Source organism: Erwinia sp. 9145 (genome assembly GCF_000745075.1).
GTDB lineage: Bacteria > Pseudomonadota > Gammaproteobacteria > Enterobacterales > Enterobacteriaceae > Erwinia > Erwinia oleae.
In genome coordinates this window covers 4,192,099-4,212,114 of record NZ_JQNE01000001.1, presented here as the reverse complement: position 1 = coordinate 4,212,114, position 20,016 = coordinate 4,192,099, and the positions used below count along the sequence as shown (strand labels likewise).

Genomic DNA, 20,016 nt, shown 5'->3' with positions numbered 1-20,016 from the left:
TAATGGTGCGCGCATGTTACGCTGTGCCGAAAATGGCGTCAACCAGTGGTCAGCGTTAATTAAGCGACAAATTTTTACGATGCTGCCGGACGGTGGACGGCGCCTGACGCTGCCTGAGACGCAGCGACAGGCAACGGACGATTAAACCGTTTCCAGCTTCGCATAGGCGGCGACCAGCCATTTGATCCCCTGGCCCTGGAAGGCGACCTGAAGACGACTGTGATCGCCACTGCCCTCAAGGTTAACAATCGTGCCTTCGCCGAATTTGGCATGGCGGACGCGCTGACCGAGCGTAAAGCCGCTGTCGTTTTGCGCGATCGGCGTGCCCATACGCTGATGGCTGACCGGGCGGCTGACGCTGGCGCGCAGGCGAACTTCCTCCACGCACTCTTCCGGCAGCTCGCCGATGAAACGGGATGGACGATGATAAACCTCTTTGCCATACAGGCGACGCGTTTCTGCCCAGGTCAGCGTGAGTTTTTGCATCGCACGCGTAACGCCCACATAGGCCAGACGACGTTCTTCTTCCAGCCTGCCGCCCTCTTCCAGCGACATCTGGCTGGGGAACATCCCCTCTTCCACGCCAACGATAAACACCTGCATAAATTCCAGCCCTTTTGCCGAATGCAGCGTCATCATCTGCACCGCATCCTGCCAGCGGTCAGCCTGACCTTCGCCCGCTTCCAGCGCGGCATGAGAGAGAAACGCCTGGAGCGGCATCAGATCTTCGGTTTCGTCCTGATAGCTGAACTGGCGCGTGGCGTTGACCAGTTCCTCAAGGTTTTCAATGCGCGCCTGGCCTTTTTCGCCCTTCTCCTGTTCGTACATCAGCCACAGCCCGGAGTCTTTGATAACCCGGTCAGTCTGTACGTGCAGTGACAGCTCGCTGGTTTCCTGCGCCAGCGAGTCCACCAGTTCGGTAAAGCGCTGAAGCGCGGACGCCGCGCGGCCCGCCAGCGCTTTTTCCTGAAGCAGCGATCGGGTGCTCTGCCAGAGCGTGAGCTGGCGCTCGCGGGCGGTTTGCCGCACCACGTCCAGCGTGCGATCGCCGATGCCGCGCGTGGGCGTATTCACCACGCGTTCAAAGGCCGCGTCGTCGTTGCGATTGGCGATCAGCCGCAGGTAGGCGAGCGAGTCCTTGATCTCCTGGCGCTCGAAGAAGCGCATGCCGCCATAAATCCGGTAAGGCAGGCTGGTTTGCAGCAGCGCCTCTTCCAGCACGCGCGACTGGGCGTTGCTGCGATAAAGTATGGCGCAGTCGTTCAGCGCGCCGCCGTTCTCCATCCACACTTTGATGCGGTTGACCACAAAGCGCGCTTCGTCCAGCTCGTTGAAAGCGCAATAAAGCGAAATGGGATCGCCATCGCTGCCGTCGGTCCACAGCTCTTTACCGAGACGACCATTATTATTGGCAATCAGCGCATTCGCCGCTTTCAGAATGTTGTTGGTGGAACGGTAATTCTGCTCCAGCCGAATGGTTTCCGCGCCGCTGAAGTCGTTAAGAAAGCGTTGAATATTCTCAACCTGCGCGCCGCGCCAGCCGTAGATCGACTGGTCATCGTCGCCAACGATAATCACTTTCCCCGTACTGCCAGCCAGCATACGGATCCAGGCGTACTGGATGTTGTTGGTGTCCTGAAACTCATCCACCAGAATATTGGTGAAGCGTTCCCGATAGTGGTTGAGGATATGCGGCTTATCCAGCCACAGCTCATGGGCGCGCAGCAGCAGCTCGGCGAAATCCACCAGCCCGGCGCGATCGCACGCTTCCTGATAGGCCTGATAGATGCGCAGCCACGTCTGCTCGACGGGATTGCCATAACTTTCGATGTGTTTGGGCCGTAGCCCCTCATCTTTTTTACCGTTGATGTACCACATGCCCTGGCGCGCGGGCCACTGCTTCTCATCAAGGTTCATCGCTTTGATCAGGCGTTTGAGCAGGCGAAGCTGGTCTTCGCTGTCGAGGATCTGAAAGTCCTGCGGCAGCCTGGCGTCCAGATGGTGCGCCCGCAGCAGGCGATGCGCAAGGCCGTGGAAGGTGCCGATCCACATGCCGCCCTGGCTGGTGCCGATCAACTGTTCGATGCGGTGACGCATTTCGGCGGCGGCTTTGTTGGTAAAGGTAACGGCCATGATCGAGTAGGGGGACGCATTCTCCACCGACAGCAGCCAGGCGATGCGATGCACCAGCACGCGCGTTTTGCCGCTGCCCGCGCCCGCCAGCACCAGCAGGTTGCTGCGCGGCGCGGCAACGGCCTCGCGTTGTTTGTCGTTCAGACCGTCCAGTAACTCAGAAACGTCCACAGGCACCACCAAATCAGGAGAAATGACGCATCGCGCCACTGGATATTTAAACAGCTATTATATCAGCGCCGTCAGCGATGCCAACCGGGAAATTTCCAGCGTTGGCAGCAGACGTGTGTCGTTGATATGCATCAGATTGCCTTCGCGCAGGTTGATCCAGCAGGCCTGCATACCGCAACGTACTGAGCCGGCAACGTCGGTGGTCAGGTCGTCGCCAACATGCAGGATGGCGGAAAGCGGCAGGTTAAGCTTCTCTGCCGCCAGCCGATACATATCCTCATACGGCTTGGCGCGACCGTGCGGCCCCGCACGCAGAATAAATTTGAAATATTTATCAAGACCGAACAGGTGCGGCTCGGCGTTGCCGTTGGTGATCGCCACCAGCGGCAGCTTTTCTGCCAGTGCGCTCAGCGTGCTGTGCGTCTCGTCCGGCACCTCGATCTGACTGCGCCAGTGGGCGAAATGCGCCATCACCGCGCGCGAACCCGCTTCTGCTTCCTGCTCCGTTAAACCGGCATTGCGCATCGCCAGCGCCACCGCACGACGTCGCCATTCGCTGACGTCATGATAAATTTCCGGCTCCTGCTCACGCAGGCTGTCACGCAGCAGCTGATACTGCTCCACGCTGAACTGCTTCAGCGCGGGATGATAGTTTTGCAGGAACGTGTGGGATTCATCTGTCGTGCGGCGGATGACCCCGGCGTTATCGTACAGGGTGTCGTCGAGATCGAAGCTCATCGCGGCAACGGGCCGCAGCGGGCGGTAGAAATGCATCAGGATTTTCCTCGTTTGGCACGGGGATGGGCGGCATCGTAAACCGACGCCAGATGTTGGAAGTCGAGATGGGTATAGATCTGCGTGGTGGTCAGGTTGGCGTGGCCCAGCAGCTCCTGCACCGCGCGCAGATCGCCGCTGGATTCCAGCATATGGGTGGCAAAAGAGTGGCGGAGCTTGTGCGGATGAATATGGCTCGACACGCCCTGCTTCACGCCCCACTCGGCAAACCGTTTTTGTACGTTGCGCGTCGAAATACGTTTTCCCTGCATGGAAAGAAATACCGCGTTGTCGGCGGGCGCAAACAGCTCGCGCATTTCCAGCCAGTGCGTCAGCCACTGTACTGCCGTGCGGCCGATGGGCAGCCGCCGCTCCTTACTGCCTTTCCCCATCACCCAGACTTCGCCTGCTTCCAGATCGAGATGGCCGGTATCAATGCCAACCAGCTCAGAGAGACGCAGACCTGCGCCGTACATCGTTTCCAGCATCGCGCGGTCGCGTACCGCCAGCGGATCGTTCAGATCGATCTCCAGCAGTTGGTTGACCTCATCGACGTCGATATTTTTCGGCAGGTGACGCGGCGCGCGCGGCGTGGCGACGCCTTTCGCCGGATTGGCTTTCAGCGCGCCCTGCGCCACCTGCCAGTCAAGAAAACTGCGCAGCGCGGAGAGGCGCAGCGCCAGGCTGGCGGGCTTCAGGCCCGCGCGACGGCTGCGGGCCGCCAGCGAGCGCACGCCCGCCGCATCAAGCGTATTCCACGCCGTCACCGTCATCTCCTCCAGCAGCATTATGCAGGCGGAGAGCTGGCGCTGGTAGTTAACCTGCGTCAGCGGGCTGAGCTGACGCTCAACCTTCAGGTAGCGCAGAAAGCCGTCAACGGCAGGCTGGAGCGCGCTCATGCACGCTCAACCCAGCGCAGCAGCAGTTCCGGCAGCATCTGCGACAGATGCTGTAGCAGTACCGTTCCCATGCCGGACTGATAGTGCTGCGTGTCGCGACTACTGAAGATCAGTACGCCGAGATCGCCCTGCTCGCCCATCAGCGACATCGCCACCGAGCCGATCGCTTTCGCCTGCGGCAGCAGCAGCAGCAGTTCCGGGCCGTTCAGGCTGCCCAGGTAGTGCTGGTGTTTGCCGAGTCGCTGAATGCGGACGGGCTCGAACGCCTGACGCGACAGCGCCAGTTGGGTGAAATCGGACGGCGCGCCGATGCGCCATTTTTCACTGAACAGACGCACATTCGCACCGGCCAGACCCAGCTCGCGCGCCCAGCGATGCAGCCGGTTGAGCATGTCATGCAGGCTGGGCGCCGCCGCCAGGCGCCCCTGAAGCGTTAACAGCCGGTCGAAAAGCTGTTGATTCGCGCTGGCCTGCTCCATCAGCAGGGTGATCTCTTCTTCCAACCGGGTGATGTGGTTGCGCTGACGAGCCAGTTGCCACTCCACCAGTGAAACCGTTCCCCGCACCGGATGCGGCACCAGCATCTGCTCGACCTGGCGCGCATTGCGAATAAAGAAGTCTGGATTTTGCAGCAGGTAATCGCTGATGGCACGATCGTCCAGCAACAGTTCGCTGGCGTCCTGTTGTTCACCGACATTTTTCATAAATGGATAAATCCGTCGTAAACGTGAGTGGCGGGGCCGGTCATATAGAGCGGATGACCAACGCCTTTCCAGGCTATGTTTAGGCTGCCGCCAGGCAGATCAACCCTGACTTTTTCCGCCAGCAGCGTCTGTTGAATACCGACCGCTACTGCCGCACAGGCGCCGCTGCCGCAGGCCTGCGTTTCGCCAGCGCCGCGTTCAAAAACGCGCAGGCGAATATGCTGCTCGCTCACCACTTCCATAAAGCCCACGTTGACCCGCTCCGGGAAACGCTCATGGCTTTCGAGCACCGGACCGAGCACCTCGACCTGCGCGGTTTTCACGCTGTCGACCTGCATTACGCAGTGCGGATTGCCCATCGACACCACGCCGCACATCACCGTTTGCTCGGCGGCGCGCATCAGGTAAAGGTTTTCGGCCTTGTTGGCGCGAAAAGGCACCTGCTGCGGTTCAAAGTTGGGCTCGCCCATGTTGACGCATACCTGCTCATCGGACGTGACGCTGAGCACCATCCGTCCGGTCTGGGTGCTCACGCGTATATCGCTTTTATTCGTCAGCCCTTTCAGCCGTACGAAGCGGGCAAAGCAGCGCGCGCCGTTGCCGCACTGCGCCACTTCACTACCGTCAGCATTGAAAATGCGATAGTGAAAATCGAGATCGGGATCGTAAGGCGGTTCAACTACCAGCAGTTGATCGAAGCCGATCCCCAGATGGCGATCCGCCAGCCGGCGGATCAGCTCTGGAGAAAAATAGACGTTTTGCGTAACGGCATCGACCACCATAAAGTCATTGCCCAGGCCGTGCATTTTTGAGAACTGCATTTTCTGCTCCGACGAAGGGTTCATGGTTTAGCGAGTCGTTGGCGTCTGCTGCTCATCACTCTGCGACGGTTTGACAGTCTGTGCCGCATCGGGCGCGGTTTGCTGTTTTGGCCGATCGTCCGGCGGAAAGTACAACGGCCCTTTCAGCCCACATCCCGTCAGGCTGGCTGCCGCCAGCACCAGCGCCATCCGGCAAATCATTTTGTTCATGCTAGGTTTCTGCTTGTTATGGGTGCCTGTTGGTTGTCTATCATCGCAGGTGAAAGAGTAAAAGCAACAGGAAAAGGTGTTTCGTCACGCGGCAAATACGACTTAGCGCATTTGATAATGCTGCGTGTAGTCATCCACCTCCGGCAGCGGATCGCTGAGCGCCCGGCTGCGGAATGGGATCACCTGGAAGCGGCCTTCCGCCTGCACAATTTGATAGAACTGCGGCAGGTTAAAGTTTACAAAGCTGGAGCCGTAGGTAAAACGGTCGTGAGAAGAGGAGTAAAAGCGGCTGACGTCGCGTACCAGTTCTTCTTTACTGCCCTCGCAGTGGTGATAAATCTCCACGCGATTGGTTTCATCGAGAATGTAGATATTGAAGCCGCGGTCGTCCTTCGTGTCTTCAAAGAAGAACTGAATAATGCCTTCGCTGGCGTAACCGTTCACGACCGCAGGCAGGCGCGACTGATCCGTTTCAACTTTGATCGACAGCCCGTGCAGTTTGTTATTCGAAATAGCCCCGTAAAATTCGACGGCGTTTTCCAGCTTCTGCACGGAGACGCTGAGGCGTTCGAAGAACAGGCCCCAGGTCTGCCCCGCCACGCGCACGGCTTTAAAACGCCCCGGCTCCTGGCGCGTGCTCGACAGCCGCAGCTCAATGCATTCTGAAACCAGCTGCTGAACGCGGGTACGGATCAGCCCGCGCAGATGCTGACTGTAGCAAAAGACCTCAACGTGATCCGGCGGCGCGGCGTCCTGATGCATTTTGCCCAAAATGGTTTTCAATCCTTCGATCATCGCCTGCTCGCCGCTGAAATGCAGCGTGCGCACTTCGTTCCACGAATTGCGATAAAGCAGGTCGATACTGCCGATCAGGCACTGCTGCTGCTGACCGAAACTGAAGACGTCCAGCTTGCGGAAATCGAAATGCACCACCTGATTACGGAATGCCGCTGTCGGGTCATACTCCAGATTGACGATGATCGCCAGATGACGGATTTCGCACGGGCTGTAAAGCGCTTTCGCCGTTGGCGCAGGCAGGCGCAGCGGGAAGTGTTGCGAAACGTCCGCCACCAGCTCCTGAAGCCGCGGCAAATCGCAAAGGTCATTGCCCTTGATGTGCAACTGCGTCTTGCTGGTGAGCAGGCCATTGAACCACGCCCAGGCAACCAGCTTGTTGAGGTAGCGGTTATATTCCAGCGGCTGATGGCTGATAATCGACTGCATATCCGGCGACTGATTGTACAGATACCAGCCTGCGCGATTGGCGCGACCGTTCGGCACGTGAATAAAGGTGAGATGCGGCTCGGAGAGATCCGGCGAGATCTGTGGATTCACCAGCGTGACCTTACCGGGCAGCGCTTCGAACGCGGCGTAAAGTTTGCGGGTCAGCACGCCGATATCCTGCGGGCTGGCGCTGACGCTGAGATTGTTGCGGCGCGCGAAGCGGATCAGGTTGCGATAGCTCTGCATCATCGCGTCCAGCAGTTCGTTATGCGCTTCGCGCACGCGACCGATTTTCCATTCTGCGCGGCTGTCCAGAATGGCGACGCGCTGCGCGTCCCAGCCCCACTCTTTCACCAACTGACCGAGGATCTCGCGTCGCCAACCGGATTTAGTCTGCCCGACAGAGAGTTTTTCGCACACCTTCAGGTAAAAGCAGCGGCGCACCAGGTCGAGGCGCGGCATGTCGTCAATGCTGGTCAGGTAGTGCGTCACTCTCTCCAGCATCATGCAGTAGGGGTCGAGGCCGTAAGAGACGATTTCACCATCGTGCAGGCGCTGCTTGATGTCCATCGCCAGCAGCCGTGTGCTGGGGTATTCCCACGAATAGGCTTCCAGCAGCAGCGTCTTCAGCACCGCTTTATACGGGGAATCGATGCTTTTATACAGTTGCCAGAGGCTGGCGCCGAAGTATTCTTCCGCTGAAAGCGTGCTCAGTCCGCCAAGATCGAGCCATTCGTTTGGCGTCAGGACGCCTTTCTGGTAAAGCGACATGACGTAATCGTCGTAATGCTCTTCCTCTTCACCCGGCACCATATTCCATAAAATACGTTTGCCCGCCATGCGTACGGCGGTACGGTAAAACTCGTCCAGCAACAGAATATGCTGCGTGGAACCGCAGTCTTCGCCGCCAAGGTTGCCGCTTTCATTATGACGAAAACGGTTTTCATCGATCAGGAAGAAGCTGACTTCAACGCCCATCGCCGCACACCAGTTTTGCAGTAGCGTGCATTTCTTTTGCAGGCAAAGGCGCTCTTCGTTGTCGAGCCAGGACTGATGACAAACCCAGATATCAAGGTCAGAAGTGAAGTTTTGCCCAACCGAGGAGGTACTTCCCATTGAATAGATGCCGGTGATGGGCATTTCACCCGCCAGAGGAACGGCAGCAGATTTTCCAGATTTCCCTTCTAAATCATGCAGATATTTCAACTGACTTTCATCAGGCGTGTAAAAGCTGATGCCATGTGGAACGTTACCTTCAAGGTAACCCGGCATCAGCGGATGATGATAATGTAATAAGGTTGGCAGCAGACTGTAAACCTGTTGAAACGCAGGTCCCATCGCGGCCAGCGCGCGATCGACGCGAAGCTGGTTGATGGCATCCAGTCTCTGTTTCAGTGACTCTATGTAGAGGTACAAGACGTCTCGCCTGATTGTCCCAGTGCTTACAAAAAACCCTGTTTCCGAGATCCGCCGCTTATAGTTAAAAATAGTCGTGCGAACTATTGCCGGAAACGTGATCAATCTAACACCTGGCAGATTGACCGTAAAGAAAGATGCGCTACACGTAAGTTTAGCACGCTTTACAATCGCTTTCGCCGAAGATCCTTCAATGCGCCCGTTTCAGACCGTGGAAACTGTCAGCCTTCTCGTAACAATGATAGGATAATCAGCGTCCGATCAAAACGGTATGAAGCATGTTAGACAAAATTTTAAGAATTGCTACCAGACAAAGCCCGCTCGCATTATGGCAGGCACAATATGTTCAACAGCGCCTGATGGCATACCATCCGGGCCTGCGCGTTGAGCTGGTGCCCATGGTGACCAAAGGCGACGTGATGCTTGATACGCCGCTGGCAAAAGTGGGCGGCAAAGGATTGTTCGTTAAAGAACTTGAACAGGCAATGCTCTCCGATCGGGCCGATATTGCGGTGCATTCGATGAAAGATGTGCCGGTCGCGTTCCCGGACGGTCTGGGTCTGGTAACCATCTGCGAGCGGGACGATCCGCTTGACGCTTTTGTCTCGCACCGTTTTGCCGCCGTTAACGACCTGCCTCACGGCGCGGTCGTCGGCACCTCCAGCCTGCGCCGTCAGTGCCAGTTAAGCGCGCGTCGTCCCGATCTTATCATCCGTTCGCTGCGCGGTAACGTCGGCACGCGCCTGGGCAAGCTGGACGCCGGAGAATACGATGCCATCATCCTTGCCGCCGCAGGCCTGAAACGGCTTGGGCTTACCGATCGCATTCGTCACACCATGCCAGCCGAAGAGTCGCTGCCGGCGGTCGGCCAGGGTGCGGTAGGCATAGAGTGCCGCCTTGACGACGCGCAAACTATCGCCCTGCTGGCGCCGTTGAATGACGACGACACCGCCACGCGTGTAAAAGCCGAGCGCGCCATGAATACCCGCCTCGAAGGCGGCTGTCAGGTGCCGATCGGCAGCTATGCGGTGCTGGAAGGCGATGCGCTCTGGCTGCGTGGCCTGATCGGTTCGCCGGACGGCACGGCGATGATCCGCGGTGAACGCCGCGGCCCGCGCGCAGAGGCTGAAAAAATGGGTATCTCGCTGGCGGAAGAGCTGCTCAACGGCGGCGGGCGGGAAATCCTTGCCAGAATCTATCAGGCGCCCGCATGAGCATTCTGGTGACGCGTCCCGAACCCGCCGCAGAAGAGCTGGTTACCCGCTTGCGCAGGCAGGGACGAACCGCCTGGTCAATGCCGCTTATCGAATTTACACCCGGCACCGGCCTCTCACAGCTGCCAGAGCAGCTCGCCGCGCTGCAACCGGGCGACCTTGTTATGCTCCTTTCGCAGCACGCTGTCCATTATGCGCAGCCCGCGCTCGCACGCGCTGGCGTATCGTGGCCGGCCAGCCTGAACTACTATGCTATAGGACGTTCCACTGCGCTTGCGTTGCACGCCGTAAGCGGGCTGAATGTCGTCTGGCCGCATGAGCAGGAAATCAGTGAAGTGCTGATACAGTTACCTGCGCTTCAGCAGGTTTCCGGCAAGCGCGCGCTGATCTTGCGCGGCAACGGCGGGCGTGAATTACTCGCTGAAACCTTGCAACAGCGCGGCGCTGATATACAGTTTATTGAGTGCTATCAACGTAGTGCAAAAATTTATCAGGGCGCTATTGAAGGACGCCGCTGGCGTGATCGGGGCATCACCACCGTGGTGGTGACCAGCGGCGAAATGCTGCAACAAATTTATTCGCTGTTCCCGGCTGTCGACCGCGAGGAATGGCTTCTCCACTGTCGGCTGGTTGTCGTCAGTGAACGCCTGGCTACCCGCGCCAGAGAACTGGGCTGGCATGATATCGTCGTGGCGGAAAACGCCAATAACGATGCCCTGCTGCGCGCGTTACAATAAACTTTAAGATGGGAAGAGTCGCAATGACGGAACACAAAGACGCCTCGGCCAGCATTGAGGAAACCACCCCGGCGGTTGAAACCTCACTGGCAGAGAAAAAACCACCTCGAAAGACAAAAAACACCAGCACGGCGCTGGCGGTTCTGGCCATCGCCATTGCGCTGGCCGTGGGTGCCGGGCTCTATATTCACGGTAAACAGCAGGCCGATCGCCAGGCGGCGGCCAGTGAGGCGTTGGCCAGCCAGCTTTCCGATCTCCAGCAGCAGGCCGCCAGCGATAAAAAAGCGCTGATGCAGCAGCTCACCGCGCAGACCGACGCCCTGAACACCGCCCGGCAGCAGCAGGCGGCGACCAGCCAACAGCTCGACGAACTCAAGCGAAAAGTGGCGACCATCTCCGGTAATGATGCGAAAACCTGGCTTCTGGCGCAGGCCGACTATCTGGTAAAACTGGCTGGTCGCAAACTCTGGAGCGATCAGGACGTAACCACCGCTGCGGCGCTGCTCAAAACGGCAGATGCCAGCCTGGGCGACATGAACGATCCCAGCCTGATCGACGTACGCCGCGCGCTTAATCAGGATATCAGTAATCTTTCGGCGGTCAGCCAGATCGATTATGACGGCATCACCCTGAAGCTGAACCAGCTGTCGAACGGCGTGGATAACCTGCGCATTGCCGATCGCGACGACGACAACGCGCCGATGGACGCCGACAGCGGTGAGCTCTCCTCTTCCCTGCGCGAATGGCGTCAGAACCTGGTGAAAAGCTGGCACAACTTTATGGATGATTTCATTACGGTTCGCCGCCGCGATACCACCGCCGAACCATTGCTGGCGCCGAACCAGGACGTCTACCTGCGTGAGAACATTCGTTCGCGTCTGCTGATCGCCGCGCAGGCGGTGCCGCGCCATCAGGACGAGATTTATAAACAGTCCATCGATACGGTTTCTGCCTGGGTTCGCGCCTGGTTTGACGCCAACGATCCGGCCACGAAAGCGTTTCTCAGCCAGCTGGACGAGCTCAGTCAGCAAAGCATTTCGATGGAGGTGCCGGATGCGCTGGCCAGCCAGCCAATGCTGGATAAACTGATGCAAACGCGCGTTCGCAACCTGCTGGCGCAGCCCGCTGCCGGGCAACAGCAGCAGGGAGAATAACCATGCTTAAAGTTCTGATCCTGTTTTTACTGTTGATGGCGGGTATTGTGCTGGGGCCGATGCTGGCCGGTCATCAGGGCTATGTGCTGATCCAGACCGACAGCTGGAACATCGAAACCAGCGTCACCGGCCTGGCAATCATTCTGATCCTCTCTTTACTGGTGATCCTTGCCGTGGAGTGGCTTCTGCGCCGTTTGCTCCGTACCGGCGTAAGGACGCGTGGCTGGTTCCTCGGCCGCAAAAGCAAGCGGGCGCGTAAGCAGACCAACGCCGCGCTGGTGAAGCTGGCCGAAGGCGATTACCGTCAGGTTGAAAAGCTGCTGACGCGTCATGCCGATCACGCGGAACAGCCCGTTGTGAACTATTTGCTGGCAGCGGAAGCCGCTCAGCAGCGCAACGATGAGATGCGGGCAAATCAGCATCTGGCGCGGGCTGCCGAACTGGCGGGCAGCGATCAGCTGCCGGTAGAGATCACCCGCGTGCGTATTCAGCTGGCGCGCAATGAAGATCACGCCGCCCGCAACGGCATCGATCGTCTGCTGGAAGTGGCGCCGCGTCATCCTGAAGTGCTGCGCCTTGCGGAACAGGCCTACGTTCGCACCGGCGCATGGGGCGCGCTGCTGGATATTCTGCCGTCAATGCAGAAAGCGCAGGTTGGCGATGAGGCGCACCGTCAGGCTCTGCAACAGGAAGCGTGGCTGGGTCTGATGAATCAGTCGATGGCCGACCGCGGCAGCGATGGCCTGAAGCGCTGGTGGCAGGAGCAGAGCCGTAAAACGCGTCAGGAAACCGTGCTCCAGGTCGCGATGGCGGATCATCTGATCGTCTGCAACGATCACGACACCGCGCAAACCATCGTGCTGGATGGGCTGAAACGCAGCTATGACGAACGTCTGGTACTGCTGATGCCGCGTCTGAACGCGGGCAATCCTGAGCAGCTTGAAAAAGCGCTTCGTCAGCAGATTAAGCAGCATGGCGCCACGCCGCTGCTCTACAGCACGCTGGGTCAGCTGCTGATGAAGCATGGCGAATGGCAGCAGGCTTCTGAGGCGTTTCGTGAAGCGCTGAAGCAGCGTCCTGATGCGTTTGACTATGCCTGGCTGGCCGACACGCTGGACAAGCAGCACAAACCTGAGGAAGCCGCAGAAATGCGTCGTGACGGGCTGCTGCTGACGTTGAAAAATAATCCCTGAGTTACCGCATTTTTATAAAAGGGTTTCAGTCGTACTGAGACCTTTTTTTATGCATAAAAAAACACCCGCCAAACCGGCAGGTGTAAAATCAGGTCAGTAAGACAATGAGCGAGTACCCGACTCAACGTAATGTCCTTAACTCCCATAAGGCCTTGCGACGATATGGGCTGGTGGACAACAGGTACGATAATGGCTTTGCGACATTCCTGGCTTATGAAGCGTGAGCAAACATAAAAAGTGGAATGAGCATCTACGTTTTTACTAATGCATATCACATGCCAATATTTTTCCCACCCGACGCTATCAACTAACACATTGATAATTAACATTATAAAATCGACAGGCGCTTTTTTGTCACCTTTTCCCATCAGTCGGCCGCTGGCGAACGTCTCATTTTCACGACAGAGAGCGTATAGCCAGGTAAACCTTCATGACTTCAATGGCTTATCTGTCACCCTAAGGCGACAAATTCATCTCGCTACGCCCGGCTCAAACCTCCTTCGGAGGTTCTCATCCTCTGTTAATCACAGACGAAAAAAAACCTGCTCTGAAAGCAGGTTTTTCTGTGGTGGTCGGCGAGAGAGGATGACGCTCTCTGCGAGAGCGCCCTGCGGGCCGTTGCCGGAGCAACGTTGTCTCGCTTCGCCCGGCTCAAACCTCCTTCGGAGGTTCTCATCCTCTGTTAATCACAGACGAAAAAAAACCTGCTCTGAAAGCAGGTTTTTCTGTGGTGGTCGGCGAGAGAGGATGACGCTCTCTGCGAGAGCGCCCTGCGGGCCGTTGCCGGAGCAACGTTGTCTCGCTTCGCTCGGCTCAAACCTCCTTCGGAGGTTCTCATCCTCTGTTAATCACAGCCGAAAAAAAACCTGCTCTGTAAGCAGGTTTTTCTGTGGTGGTCGGCGAGAGAGGATTCGAACCTCCGACCCACTGGTCCCAAACCAGTTGCGCTACCAAGCTGCGCTACTCGCCGTAATCTGTTACTGCTTGTTGAGCTTTTTTATGAACTCAAAAAAAACCGCTTCAAAGAAGCCGTTTTTGAAAGTGGTCGGCGAGAGAGGATGACGCTCTCTGCGAGAGCGCCCTGCGGGCCGTTGCCCGGGCAACGTTGTCTCGCTACGCTCGACTCAAACCTCCTTCGGAGGTTCTCATCCTCTGTTAATGATCACAGAGGAAAAACCGCTTCAAAGAAGCCGTTTTTTTGAAAGTGGTCGGCGAGAGAGGATTCGAACCTCCGACCCACTGGTCCCAAACCAGTTGCGCTACCAAGCTGCGCTACTCGCCGAATACTGCAAAGCACTATCGATTTTGTGGTGCGAAGAGAGGGACTTGAACCCTCACGTCCGTTAAGACACTAACACCTGAAGCTAGCGCGTCTACCAATTCCGCCACCTTCGCATACCTGACAAAATCTGGGGTGGCTAATGGGACTCGAACCCACGACAACTGGAATCACAATCCAGGGCTCTACCAACTGAGCTATAGCCACCATCACTACTCTTTACTAACGCGGTTGTTACCACCGCAGCTCTTGCACACAACTTAATGGTGCGCCCGACAGGATTCGAACCTGAGACCTCTGCCTCCGGAGGGCAGCGCTCTATCCAGCTGAGCTACGGGCGCATAGCGCCGTTGCGGATGGGGATACTACGGATTTGAGCCGATCCTGTCCAGTGCTTTTTTCACAAAAAAACGCGTTTGCTTATGCTTTGTGCGTTCTGTCTAAAGCGCAGACGTTTTGTGCCCCATCCTCACGCGCACCAAGGCTTTTCTCCATAAAAAAGCCACGTTTTAAAGATCGCCCCGCCAGTGATAATTCGCGTATTTCAGCAGCTTGAGCTGACGCCGTATTCGGGAGGGCTGCACAATCAGGCGGTAGAGCCACTCCAGGCCCAAACGCTGCCATATTTCAGGCGCACGCTTCACATGCCCCGTAAATACGTCGTAGGTGCCGCCGACGCCCATATAGAGCGCCTGCGGATAAACGGCTTTGCAGTCACGCATCAGCACCTCCTGCCGCGGCGAGCCCATCGCCACCGTCACGAACCGGGCGCCGCTGGCGGCAACCCGCGCGAACAGCGCATCACGATCGGCCTGCTCAAAATAGCCGTTCTGCGCGCCGACAATATTCACGTTCCACTGTCGGCGAAGTTTATCCACCGTTTCCTGCAATATGGCAGCCTTGCCGCCAATCAGAAAAACCGGCGTTCCTTCACGCCCCGCGCGCGCCATCAACGCCTCCCACAGGTCGGCGCCAGCAATCCTGGAAACCTTCGCCTGCGGATATTTTTTACGAATTGAGCGCACAATGCTGATGCCATCGGCATATTTATATTCTGCTGCATCAATCAGTTGGCGGATCTCCGGCTGGCTTTCTACGGTCAGCACCTTCTCGGCATTTATCGCCACCAGCGTACCGGTTTTCAGGCCATCGGGCTGGTAAAGATAGTCAACAAACCCGGCCATATCACGAAACCCCAACAGCGTGAGACCACGGATTTGATACTGCGGCGCAGCGTTCAGGGAGTTCATGCATTTTCCTTATTCATTCACAGCGTGAGGCAAACGGCCTGCTTAAAATCAGTGTTGTACGCGCATGGAGCCCCTGGCGCGAATCAGGCCAGCAGCGTCGAGGAAAGCGTAAAGCAGCTTGGCGACCACTACCGCTGCGACAAAAATCACGCAAAAGAACACCACACGCGACGCAAACGAATCCAGTCCTTCTCTGGCGAGCACGATCATATTAAATATCGCGCCAAAACAGAAACTTTGCAGAATTGCGCCCTTATAACGATTGCTCTCCTGCTGGCCTTTCACATACAGCCAGTCGAACCATTTGATGATCAATCCCACCAGTATCGCGCCGGGCAGGATGAACGCTGCGCCGCCCATGACCACCAGCGACCCCAGCAGCGTCGGCGAAATTGCCAGGCCTGAGTGATTATTCAGCACTTCCCAGGTGAAATAGTTTGCGCTGTTAAGAACGGTCGAAGGTTTGTCCGGCCACAGCCAGGAAGGAATGAAAACGTAAAAATCGCGGACAACAGGCGCCAGCCCCTGAAACTCAATTTTGTCATAGTTTTGCAGTAGCAGGGCCAGGTTTTCCCATGGCGAGAAGGTGTCGCGCGTCAGATAAAGGAAAGTGTAAAAGGCCTCGTCTCCGCTGACGTCAAGGTTATAGCGTCGAAGCGCCAGCCAGAACATACCGACAACGCCCGCGGCACCTGCGGCCGCCAGCATCCACAACGTGATCCAACCGCGAATAATGCCGATGAACAAAAACAGGGCGAAAGCGATGATGATATTCGCCCGCGTTCCGCCGACGATCACGTAGGTAAGAAGGCCGAAGCTGACCGTCGCCGCAAGGAAAAGCAGCCAGTTACGAAAGCGCGGATCGAGAAAATAGACCACCAGCATCGCAGGAATAAAGAAGTAAAAGAAACGCTTAAGCGCAACACCGGAGACATCGCTGGAGAAAATCTGGCTGTAGCTGTGCAGTCTGAACAGCAAAAATCCGTTGTGTAAAAAGAACACCAGTACCGATCCCAGCGCAATCAGCGCCAGAATACTGAGCGTGAGCCACGTTTCAATGCGATTAACGGTGAAGGCAGGCCGCGACGGCCGCGCGGACGTCGGCCTCAGCCGCGTTTTATAACTGATGTAATAAATGACATAGAAACCGGTGGCGGAAAGCAGCGCCTGGAGCAGATATTCAGGCGGCACCACCTGCACGCCAAAGCGGAAAACCAGCAGGCAGGTTAGCGGAAAGCCAAAATAGAAGGTCAGCAGAAAAAGCAGCGAGAAAAAAACGTTAAAGTTGAATCGTACGCGCCGGAACTCGCGCCAGGTCAGCGTTAAAATAACGCCCAGCGAGAGCAGATAAACCACCAGCAGGCCAGCAAACTGCCATTCGGTCATGCCGTCGCTCCTTCCGCCAGGGCGAGGGCTTCTTTCCAGCCCGCAACGAAAGCGGGATCAAAAAAGGCGATGCCCGATTTATCCAGCAGGCTCATCTGTCGCTGCGCCTCGTCAATCAGTTTGCGATCGAGCGCATCACCGGTAAACAGCACCGGCACCTGCTGCGCAGCCAGATCCTGCCAAAAGGGATTTTTCCGGTTGATCACAAAAGGAATATTGGCCTGAATCAGCAGGCAAAGCGTGCCAATACCCTGCTGCCGCTCAAAAATAAAATAGCCCAAATCACAGCGTGAAATCAGTTGCAAATAGGCATTGAAATCGAGCTTATTGGTGAGGATCTGTAAGCTATCAGCGTTGAACAGCGCTTCCGCCGCCTGACGTACCTGTTGAACATAGGCTTCATTGTTTTCAGGGTAGCCTAACGGAATCACGATCGAAACGTCTTCGCCCAGTTGCTGGCGGATCTCGTGCAACGCCTGAATATGCTGATTGCTGGCGTCGCCGGAGTTGCCAACAAGCACGGTCAGCTTCTCTGCTTTACTGGCCGCAGGCAGCGCCACTTTCGCCATCCGCGTCGGGAAATAGAGCACCGATGCCGGTACGCCCGGGTGCCGCTGATGGAAGAAGGCGATATCGCCCCTGGTAGCGAAAACATGCCCCACGCGCTTTTGCGCCAGCCGCCGCAGCAGGTAAAAAAGGCGAAAACGCCAGCCGCTTCCCTGCTCGTAAAGATCGGCGCCCCAGATATGCCACCAGGCCTGCGCAGGTTTTATTTTCCCGGCCAGCACCGCCAGCCAAAGCATCGGGTTGAACTGCCCGTGAAAGAAAAAGCGCGTTTGCCGATCTGCCATCGCGCGCGCCGTTACCGCCCGCGCGATGGCGCGTTTGTCCTGAAAAAAGCGCAGGGTCAGCGCGTCGTACGTCCTATCTGCGGGAGGCGCGCCGACTATCCACAACTGGCGCGGCGCGGCAACGGGCAGCGCCTGCGGCAGCACGTCGTTAAAAAAGCGCAGCACCGTCTGATTATGATGCGGAATGGGCGAGCCGAGAACGTGGATAACTGTATTCATGCTTTTCTGCAATAAAGAATAAAGGCGCAGCAACAGAGCGCAAAATAAGTGACGTAGGTGGCCATATAGGCCTGCGCCGCGCCGCCTGCGCCGTGAAGCGGGATCAGCCAGCGCGCAAACAGCGTCAGCAAAATAAACTGGCTGACCTCCGTCAGGATATAAAACTTCAGCGACGATTTGGCAATCACCAGATAGCCAAAAATATACGCGCCTACCTTGAACACGTCGCCGGTGAGCTGCCAGATAAACAGATCGCGCATGCCGTGGAACTGGCTGGAAAAAAGCAGTCCGATCGCCACGTCGCGCAGCAGCCAGACGGTGAAGCTGACGGCGGCGACAGCGGGTAAAACAAAGCGCAGCGAGCGCAGGATCTCGCGGGAAATTTCCGGCTTACTGTTCAGACGAGAGAGCGTGGGCAGCAGCCAGACGGTGAATGACGCGGTGATGAACTGTAAATAGGCATCGGAAATCGTGGTTACGCCCTGCCAAAGCCCTACCTGCTGCCAGCCGCTGTGCGCGGCGAGCAGGTTACGCATCATGATCCACGCTACCGGCAGCGTCACGGCGGTGATCAGCGCCATCAGGGTAAACTTGCTGAGGTTGCGGGCGATGGCGCCGTGCCAGGCAGGCTTGAGAAAATGAAGCGGCAGGTGCTCACGCGTAGCCAGCATCAGGGCTGCCGGGATCACCACCAGCGCGGGCACCATCGCCAACCCAACCAGCGCGCCGCTGTAGCCGCCAAGCCAGTAGCAAACAAACCAGGCGGCCACGCCGATCAGGCTGCCGATGATGATTGCCAGCGCATTGCCGCGCGCATCGCGGAAGCCCTTAACGATGGCCAGCAGCAGGTTTGCCCAGGCAATACCCAACTGAAGGAACGCGACAATACGTATCACGTTCTGGTAACCATCATGACCAAACAGCCCCCTGCCGATGGGCGCGGCAAAGAGTAAAAAGATCACCGCCAACAGCGTGGAGAAGCCCAGCACCATCGCCGATGCCGTACCGAGCAGTTCACGCAGCTGCTGAGGATGCGTCTGATGTTCCGCGACGTAACGCGTCACGCCATTGAAAATTCCGGCACCCGCCAGCACGCCCAGCACGGTAATCAGTTGCCGAAAATTGCCCGCCTGCCCCACGCCGGACGGCCCAAAAGAGACCGCCAGCATTTTCACTACCAGCAGACCGGCAGCGATTTTTACCAGCGTGGAGGCCGCCGTCCACACTGACGCTTTTGCTAACGACATATCAGGAAAAGTAGCTAAGCAGCGAGTTAATAACCGTTTTCTGATTATTATCAGATAGGTTATAAAACAGCGGCAGCCGCAGCAGGCGTTCGCTCTCAGACTGCGTATGACGATCTTCGCCGTTAAAGCGGCCAAACCGTAGCCCCGCAGGAGAAGTATGCAGCGGAATGTAGTGGAAAACGGCCAGAATTTCGGCTTCTTTCAACCAGTCAATTAACGCGCTGCGATCCTCAATATCACGCAGTTTGATGTAAAACATGTGGGCGTTATGCTGGCAAAGCGGCGGAAGAGAAGGCAGGACAAGCCGACCGCCTGCCGCAACGGGCGCCAGCGCATCGTAGTAGCGTTGCCATAGCTGAAGGCGTCGCTGATTAATCTCTTCAGCGGCTTCGAGTTGCGCCCATAAATACGCTGCCTGAATATCGGACATCAGGTAGCTTGAACCAATATCGCGCCAGGTATACTTATCAACCTGACCACGAAAAAACTGGCTGCGATTCGTGCCCTTTTCCCGCACGATCTCCGCACGTTCAACGAGTTTTGCATCATTGATTAGCGTCGCGCCACCTTCGCCGCCCGCCGTATAATTTTTCGTTTCATGGAAGCTGAAACAGCCAATGTGACCGATCGTACCCAGCGCTTTGCCTTTGTAACCGGACATCACGCCCTGCGCCGCGTCTTCGATCACGTACAGGCTGTACTTTTCGGCGATAGCGATAATCGTATCCATTTCGCACGCCACGCCTGCGTAGTGAACGGGCACAATCGCTTTGGTCTTGTCGGTAATCGCCGCCTCAATCAGAGTTTCATCAATGTTAAGCGTGTCCGGGCGAATATCCACAAAGACGATAGTCGCGCCACGCAGAACGAACGCATTTGCCGTAGAAACAAAGGTGTAGCTCGGCATGATCACTTCGTCGCCGGGTTGAATATCGATCAGGATCGCGGCCATTTCCAGCGAGGCGGTACAGGATGGGGTCAGCAACACTTTTTTACTGCCAAAACGATGCTCCAGCCACTGCTGACAGCGCCGGGTGAAACCGCCGTCGCCGCACAGTTTGCCGCTGCTCATGGCAGAGCGCATGTAGTCAAGTTCGGTGCCGACAACCGGCGGTGCGTTAAATGGGATCATAG

The 20,016-nt window shown here is 57.1% G+C and carries 17 protein-coding genes, 5 tRNA genes and 3 other RNA genes; 5 read left to right on the top strand and 20 right to left on the bottom strand.

The window, feature by feature from the left end; translation table 11 throughout:
- Window positions 1-13: 13 nt before the first annotated feature.
- Window positions 14-145 (top strand): hypothetical protein, encoded by a 132-nt coding sequence (locus tag FA91_RS21475; protein ID WP_255350085.1) that lies wholly within the window; start codon window positions 14-16, stop codon window positions 143-145.
- Here FA91_RS21475 and uvrD read toward each other — a convergent pair.
- From uvrD to FA91_RS19770, 7 genes are all read right to left on the bottom strand, one after another.
- Window positions 142-2,304 carry a DNA helicase II gene (gene uvrD, locus FA91_RS19800; protein ID WP_034919599.1) on the bottom strand — a complete coding sequence of 721 codons (2,163 nt, stop codon included), beginning with the start codon at window positions 2,302-2,304 and terminating at the stop codon, window positions 142-144. The two genes, FA91_RS21475 and uvrD, sit on opposite strands and share 4 nt — an antisense overlap.
- Before the next feature lie 57 nt (window positions 2,305-2,361).
- A complete protein-coding gene (gene yigB / locus FA91_RS19795) occupies window positions 2,362-3,078 on the bottom strand; it encodes a 5-amino-6-(5-phospho-D-ribitylamino)uracil phosphatase YigB (protein WP_034918645.1) in 717 nt (238 codons plus the stop codon).
- Window positions 3,078-3,977, bottom strand: coding sequence for a tyrosine recombinase XerC (xerC, locus tag FA91_RS19790; RefSeq protein ID WP_034918642.1), 900 nt, complete (start codon window positions 3,975-3,977; stop codon window positions 3,078-3,080). The genes yigB and xerC overlap by 1 nt, the downstream gene beginning before the upstream one ends.
- Window positions 3,974-4,681, bottom strand: a complete 708-nt coding sequence (locus tag FA91_RS19785) for a DUF484 domain-containing protein (RefSeq protein ID WP_034918640.1) — start codon at window positions 4,679-4,681, stop codon at window positions 3,974-3,976. Before FA91_RS19785 ends, xerC begins: the two co-directional genes overlap by 4 nt.
- The gene (gene dapF / locus FA91_RS19780) at window positions 4,678-5,502 is read right to left on the bottom strand and encodes a diaminopimelate epimerase (RefSeq protein ID WP_034919597.1); all 825 of its coding nucleotides are present in this window, start codon (window positions 5,500-5,502) and stop codon (window positions 4,678-4,680) included. Before dapF ends, FA91_RS19785 begins: the two co-directional genes overlap by 4 nt.
- A 27-nt stretch (window positions 5,503-5,529) precedes the next feature.
- The gene (locus tag FA91_RS19775; RefSeq protein WP_034918637.1) at window positions 5,530-5,712 is read right to left on the bottom strand and encodes a lipoprotein; all 183 of its coding nucleotides are present in this window, start codon (window positions 5,710-5,712) and stop codon (window positions 5,530-5,532) included.
- Window positions 5,713-5,814: 102 nt separating this feature from the next.
- Entirely contained in the window at window positions 5,815-8,352 is a 2,538-nt protein-coding gene (locus FA91_RS19770; RefSeq protein WP_034918635.1) for a class I adenylate cyclase, read from the bottom strand.
- Window positions 8,353-8,630: 278 nt separating this feature from the next.
- On the opposite strand from FA91_RS19770, the gene hemC reads away from it, so the two are divergent.
- From hemC to hemY, 4 genes are read left to right on the top strand one after another with little or no spacing between them, the layout of a single operon-like run.
- Entirely contained in the window at window positions 8,631-9,566 is a 936-nt protein-coding gene (gene hemC / locus FA91_RS19765; protein ID WP_034918631.1) for a hydroxymethylbilane synthase, read from the top strand.
- Window positions 9,563-10,303 (top strand): uroporphyrinogen-III synthase, encoded by a 741-nt coding sequence (gene hemD / locus FA91_RS19760; RefSeq protein WP_034918628.1) that lies wholly within the window; start codon window positions 9,563-9,565, stop codon window positions 10,301-10,303. The genes hemC and hemD overlap by 4 nt, the downstream gene beginning before the upstream one ends.
- A 23-nt stretch (window positions 10,304-10,326) precedes the next feature.
- On the top strand, window positions 10,327-11,457 hold the full coding sequence (gene hemX, locus FA91_RS19755; RefSeq protein WP_034918627.1) for a uroporphyrinogen-III C-methyltransferase: 1,131 nt from the start codon (window positions 10,327-10,329) through the stop codon (window positions 11,455-11,457).
- Window positions 11,458-11,459: 2 nt separating this feature from the next.
- Window positions 11,460-12,650 (top strand): protoheme IX biogenesis protein HemY, encoded by a 1,191-nt coding sequence (gene hemY, locus FA91_RS19750; RefSeq protein ID WP_034918624.1) that lies wholly within the window; start codon window positions 11,460-11,462, stop codon window positions 12,648-12,650.
- 569 nt (window positions 12,651-13,219) lie between these two features.
- On the opposite strand, the gene FA91_RS20720 is transcribed toward hemY, so the two are convergent.
- The 13 genes from FA91_RS20720 to rffA all read right to left on the bottom strand — a co-directional run bounded on the left by FA91_RS20720 (window position 13,220) and on the right by rffA (window position 20,014).
- A non-coding RNA gene (locus FA91_RS20720) (RtT sRNA) lies at window positions 13,220-13,347 on the bottom strand.
- Window positions 13,348-13,381: 34 nt separating this feature from the next.
- A non-coding RNA gene (locus FA91_RS20715) (RtT sRNA) lies at window positions 13,382-13,509 on the bottom strand.
- Between the two features lie 34 nt (window positions 13,510-13,543).
- Window positions 13,544-13,620: transfer RNA gene (locus FA91_RS19740), tRNA-Pro, on the bottom strand.
- Between the two features lie 72 nt (window positions 13,621-13,692).
- Window positions 13,693-13,820, bottom strand: a non-coding RNA gene (locus FA91_RS20710) — RtT sRNA.
- 35 nt (window positions 13,821-13,855) lie between these two features.
- A tRNA-Pro gene (locus FA91_RS19735) sits at window positions 13,856-13,932 on the bottom strand.
- Between the two features lie 26 nt (window positions 13,933-13,958).
- Window positions 13,959-14,045 (bottom strand) — tRNA-Leu (locus FA91_RS19730).
- A gap of 15 nt (window positions 14,046-14,060) precedes the next feature.
- Window positions 14,061-14,136 (bottom strand) — tRNA-His (locus FA91_RS19725).
- Between the two features lie 57 nt (window positions 14,137-14,193).
- Window positions 14,194-14,270: transfer RNA gene (locus FA91_RS19720), tRNA-Arg, on the bottom strand.
- 168 nt (window positions 14,271-14,438) lie between these two features.
- The gene (wecG, locus tag FA91_RS19715; RefSeq protein WP_034918619.1) at window positions 14,439-15,179 is read right to left on the bottom strand and encodes a lipopolysaccharide N-acetylmannosaminouronosyltransferase; all 741 of its coding nucleotides are present in this window, start codon (window positions 15,177-15,179) and stop codon (window positions 14,439-14,441) included.
- Between the two features lie 48 nt (window positions 15,180-15,227).
- Window positions 15,228-16,565, bottom strand: a complete 1,338-nt coding sequence (wzyE, locus tag FA91_RS19710; protein WP_034918616.1) for an ECA oligosaccharide polymerase — start codon at window positions 16,563-16,565, stop codon at window positions 15,228-15,230.
- The gene (locus tag FA91_RS19705; RefSeq protein ID WP_034918615.1) at window positions 16,562-17,635 is read right to left on the bottom strand and encodes a TDP-N-acetylfucosamine:lipid II N-acetylfucosaminyltransferase; all 1,074 of its coding nucleotides are present in this window, start codon (window positions 17,633-17,635) and stop codon (window positions 16,562-16,564) included. Before FA91_RS19705 ends, wzyE begins: the two co-directional genes overlap by 4 nt.
- Window positions 17,632-18,882: a lipid III flippase WzxE gene (wzxE, locus tag FA91_RS19700; RefSeq protein ID WP_034918613.1), complete on the bottom strand. Its 1,251-nt coding sequence runs from the start codon at window positions 18,880-18,882 to the stop codon at window positions 17,632-17,634. The genes FA91_RS19705 and wzxE overlap by 4 nt, the downstream gene beginning before the upstream one ends.
- A gap of 1 nt (window position 18,883) precedes the next feature.
- Window positions 18,884-20,014 (bottom strand): dTDP-4-amino-4,6-dideoxygalactose transaminase, encoded by a 1,131-nt coding sequence (gene rffA, locus FA91_RS19695; RefSeq protein WP_034918611.1) that lies wholly within the window; start codon window positions 20,012-20,014, stop codon window positions 18,884-18,886.
- Window positions 20,015-20,016 lie beyond the last annotated feature (2 nt).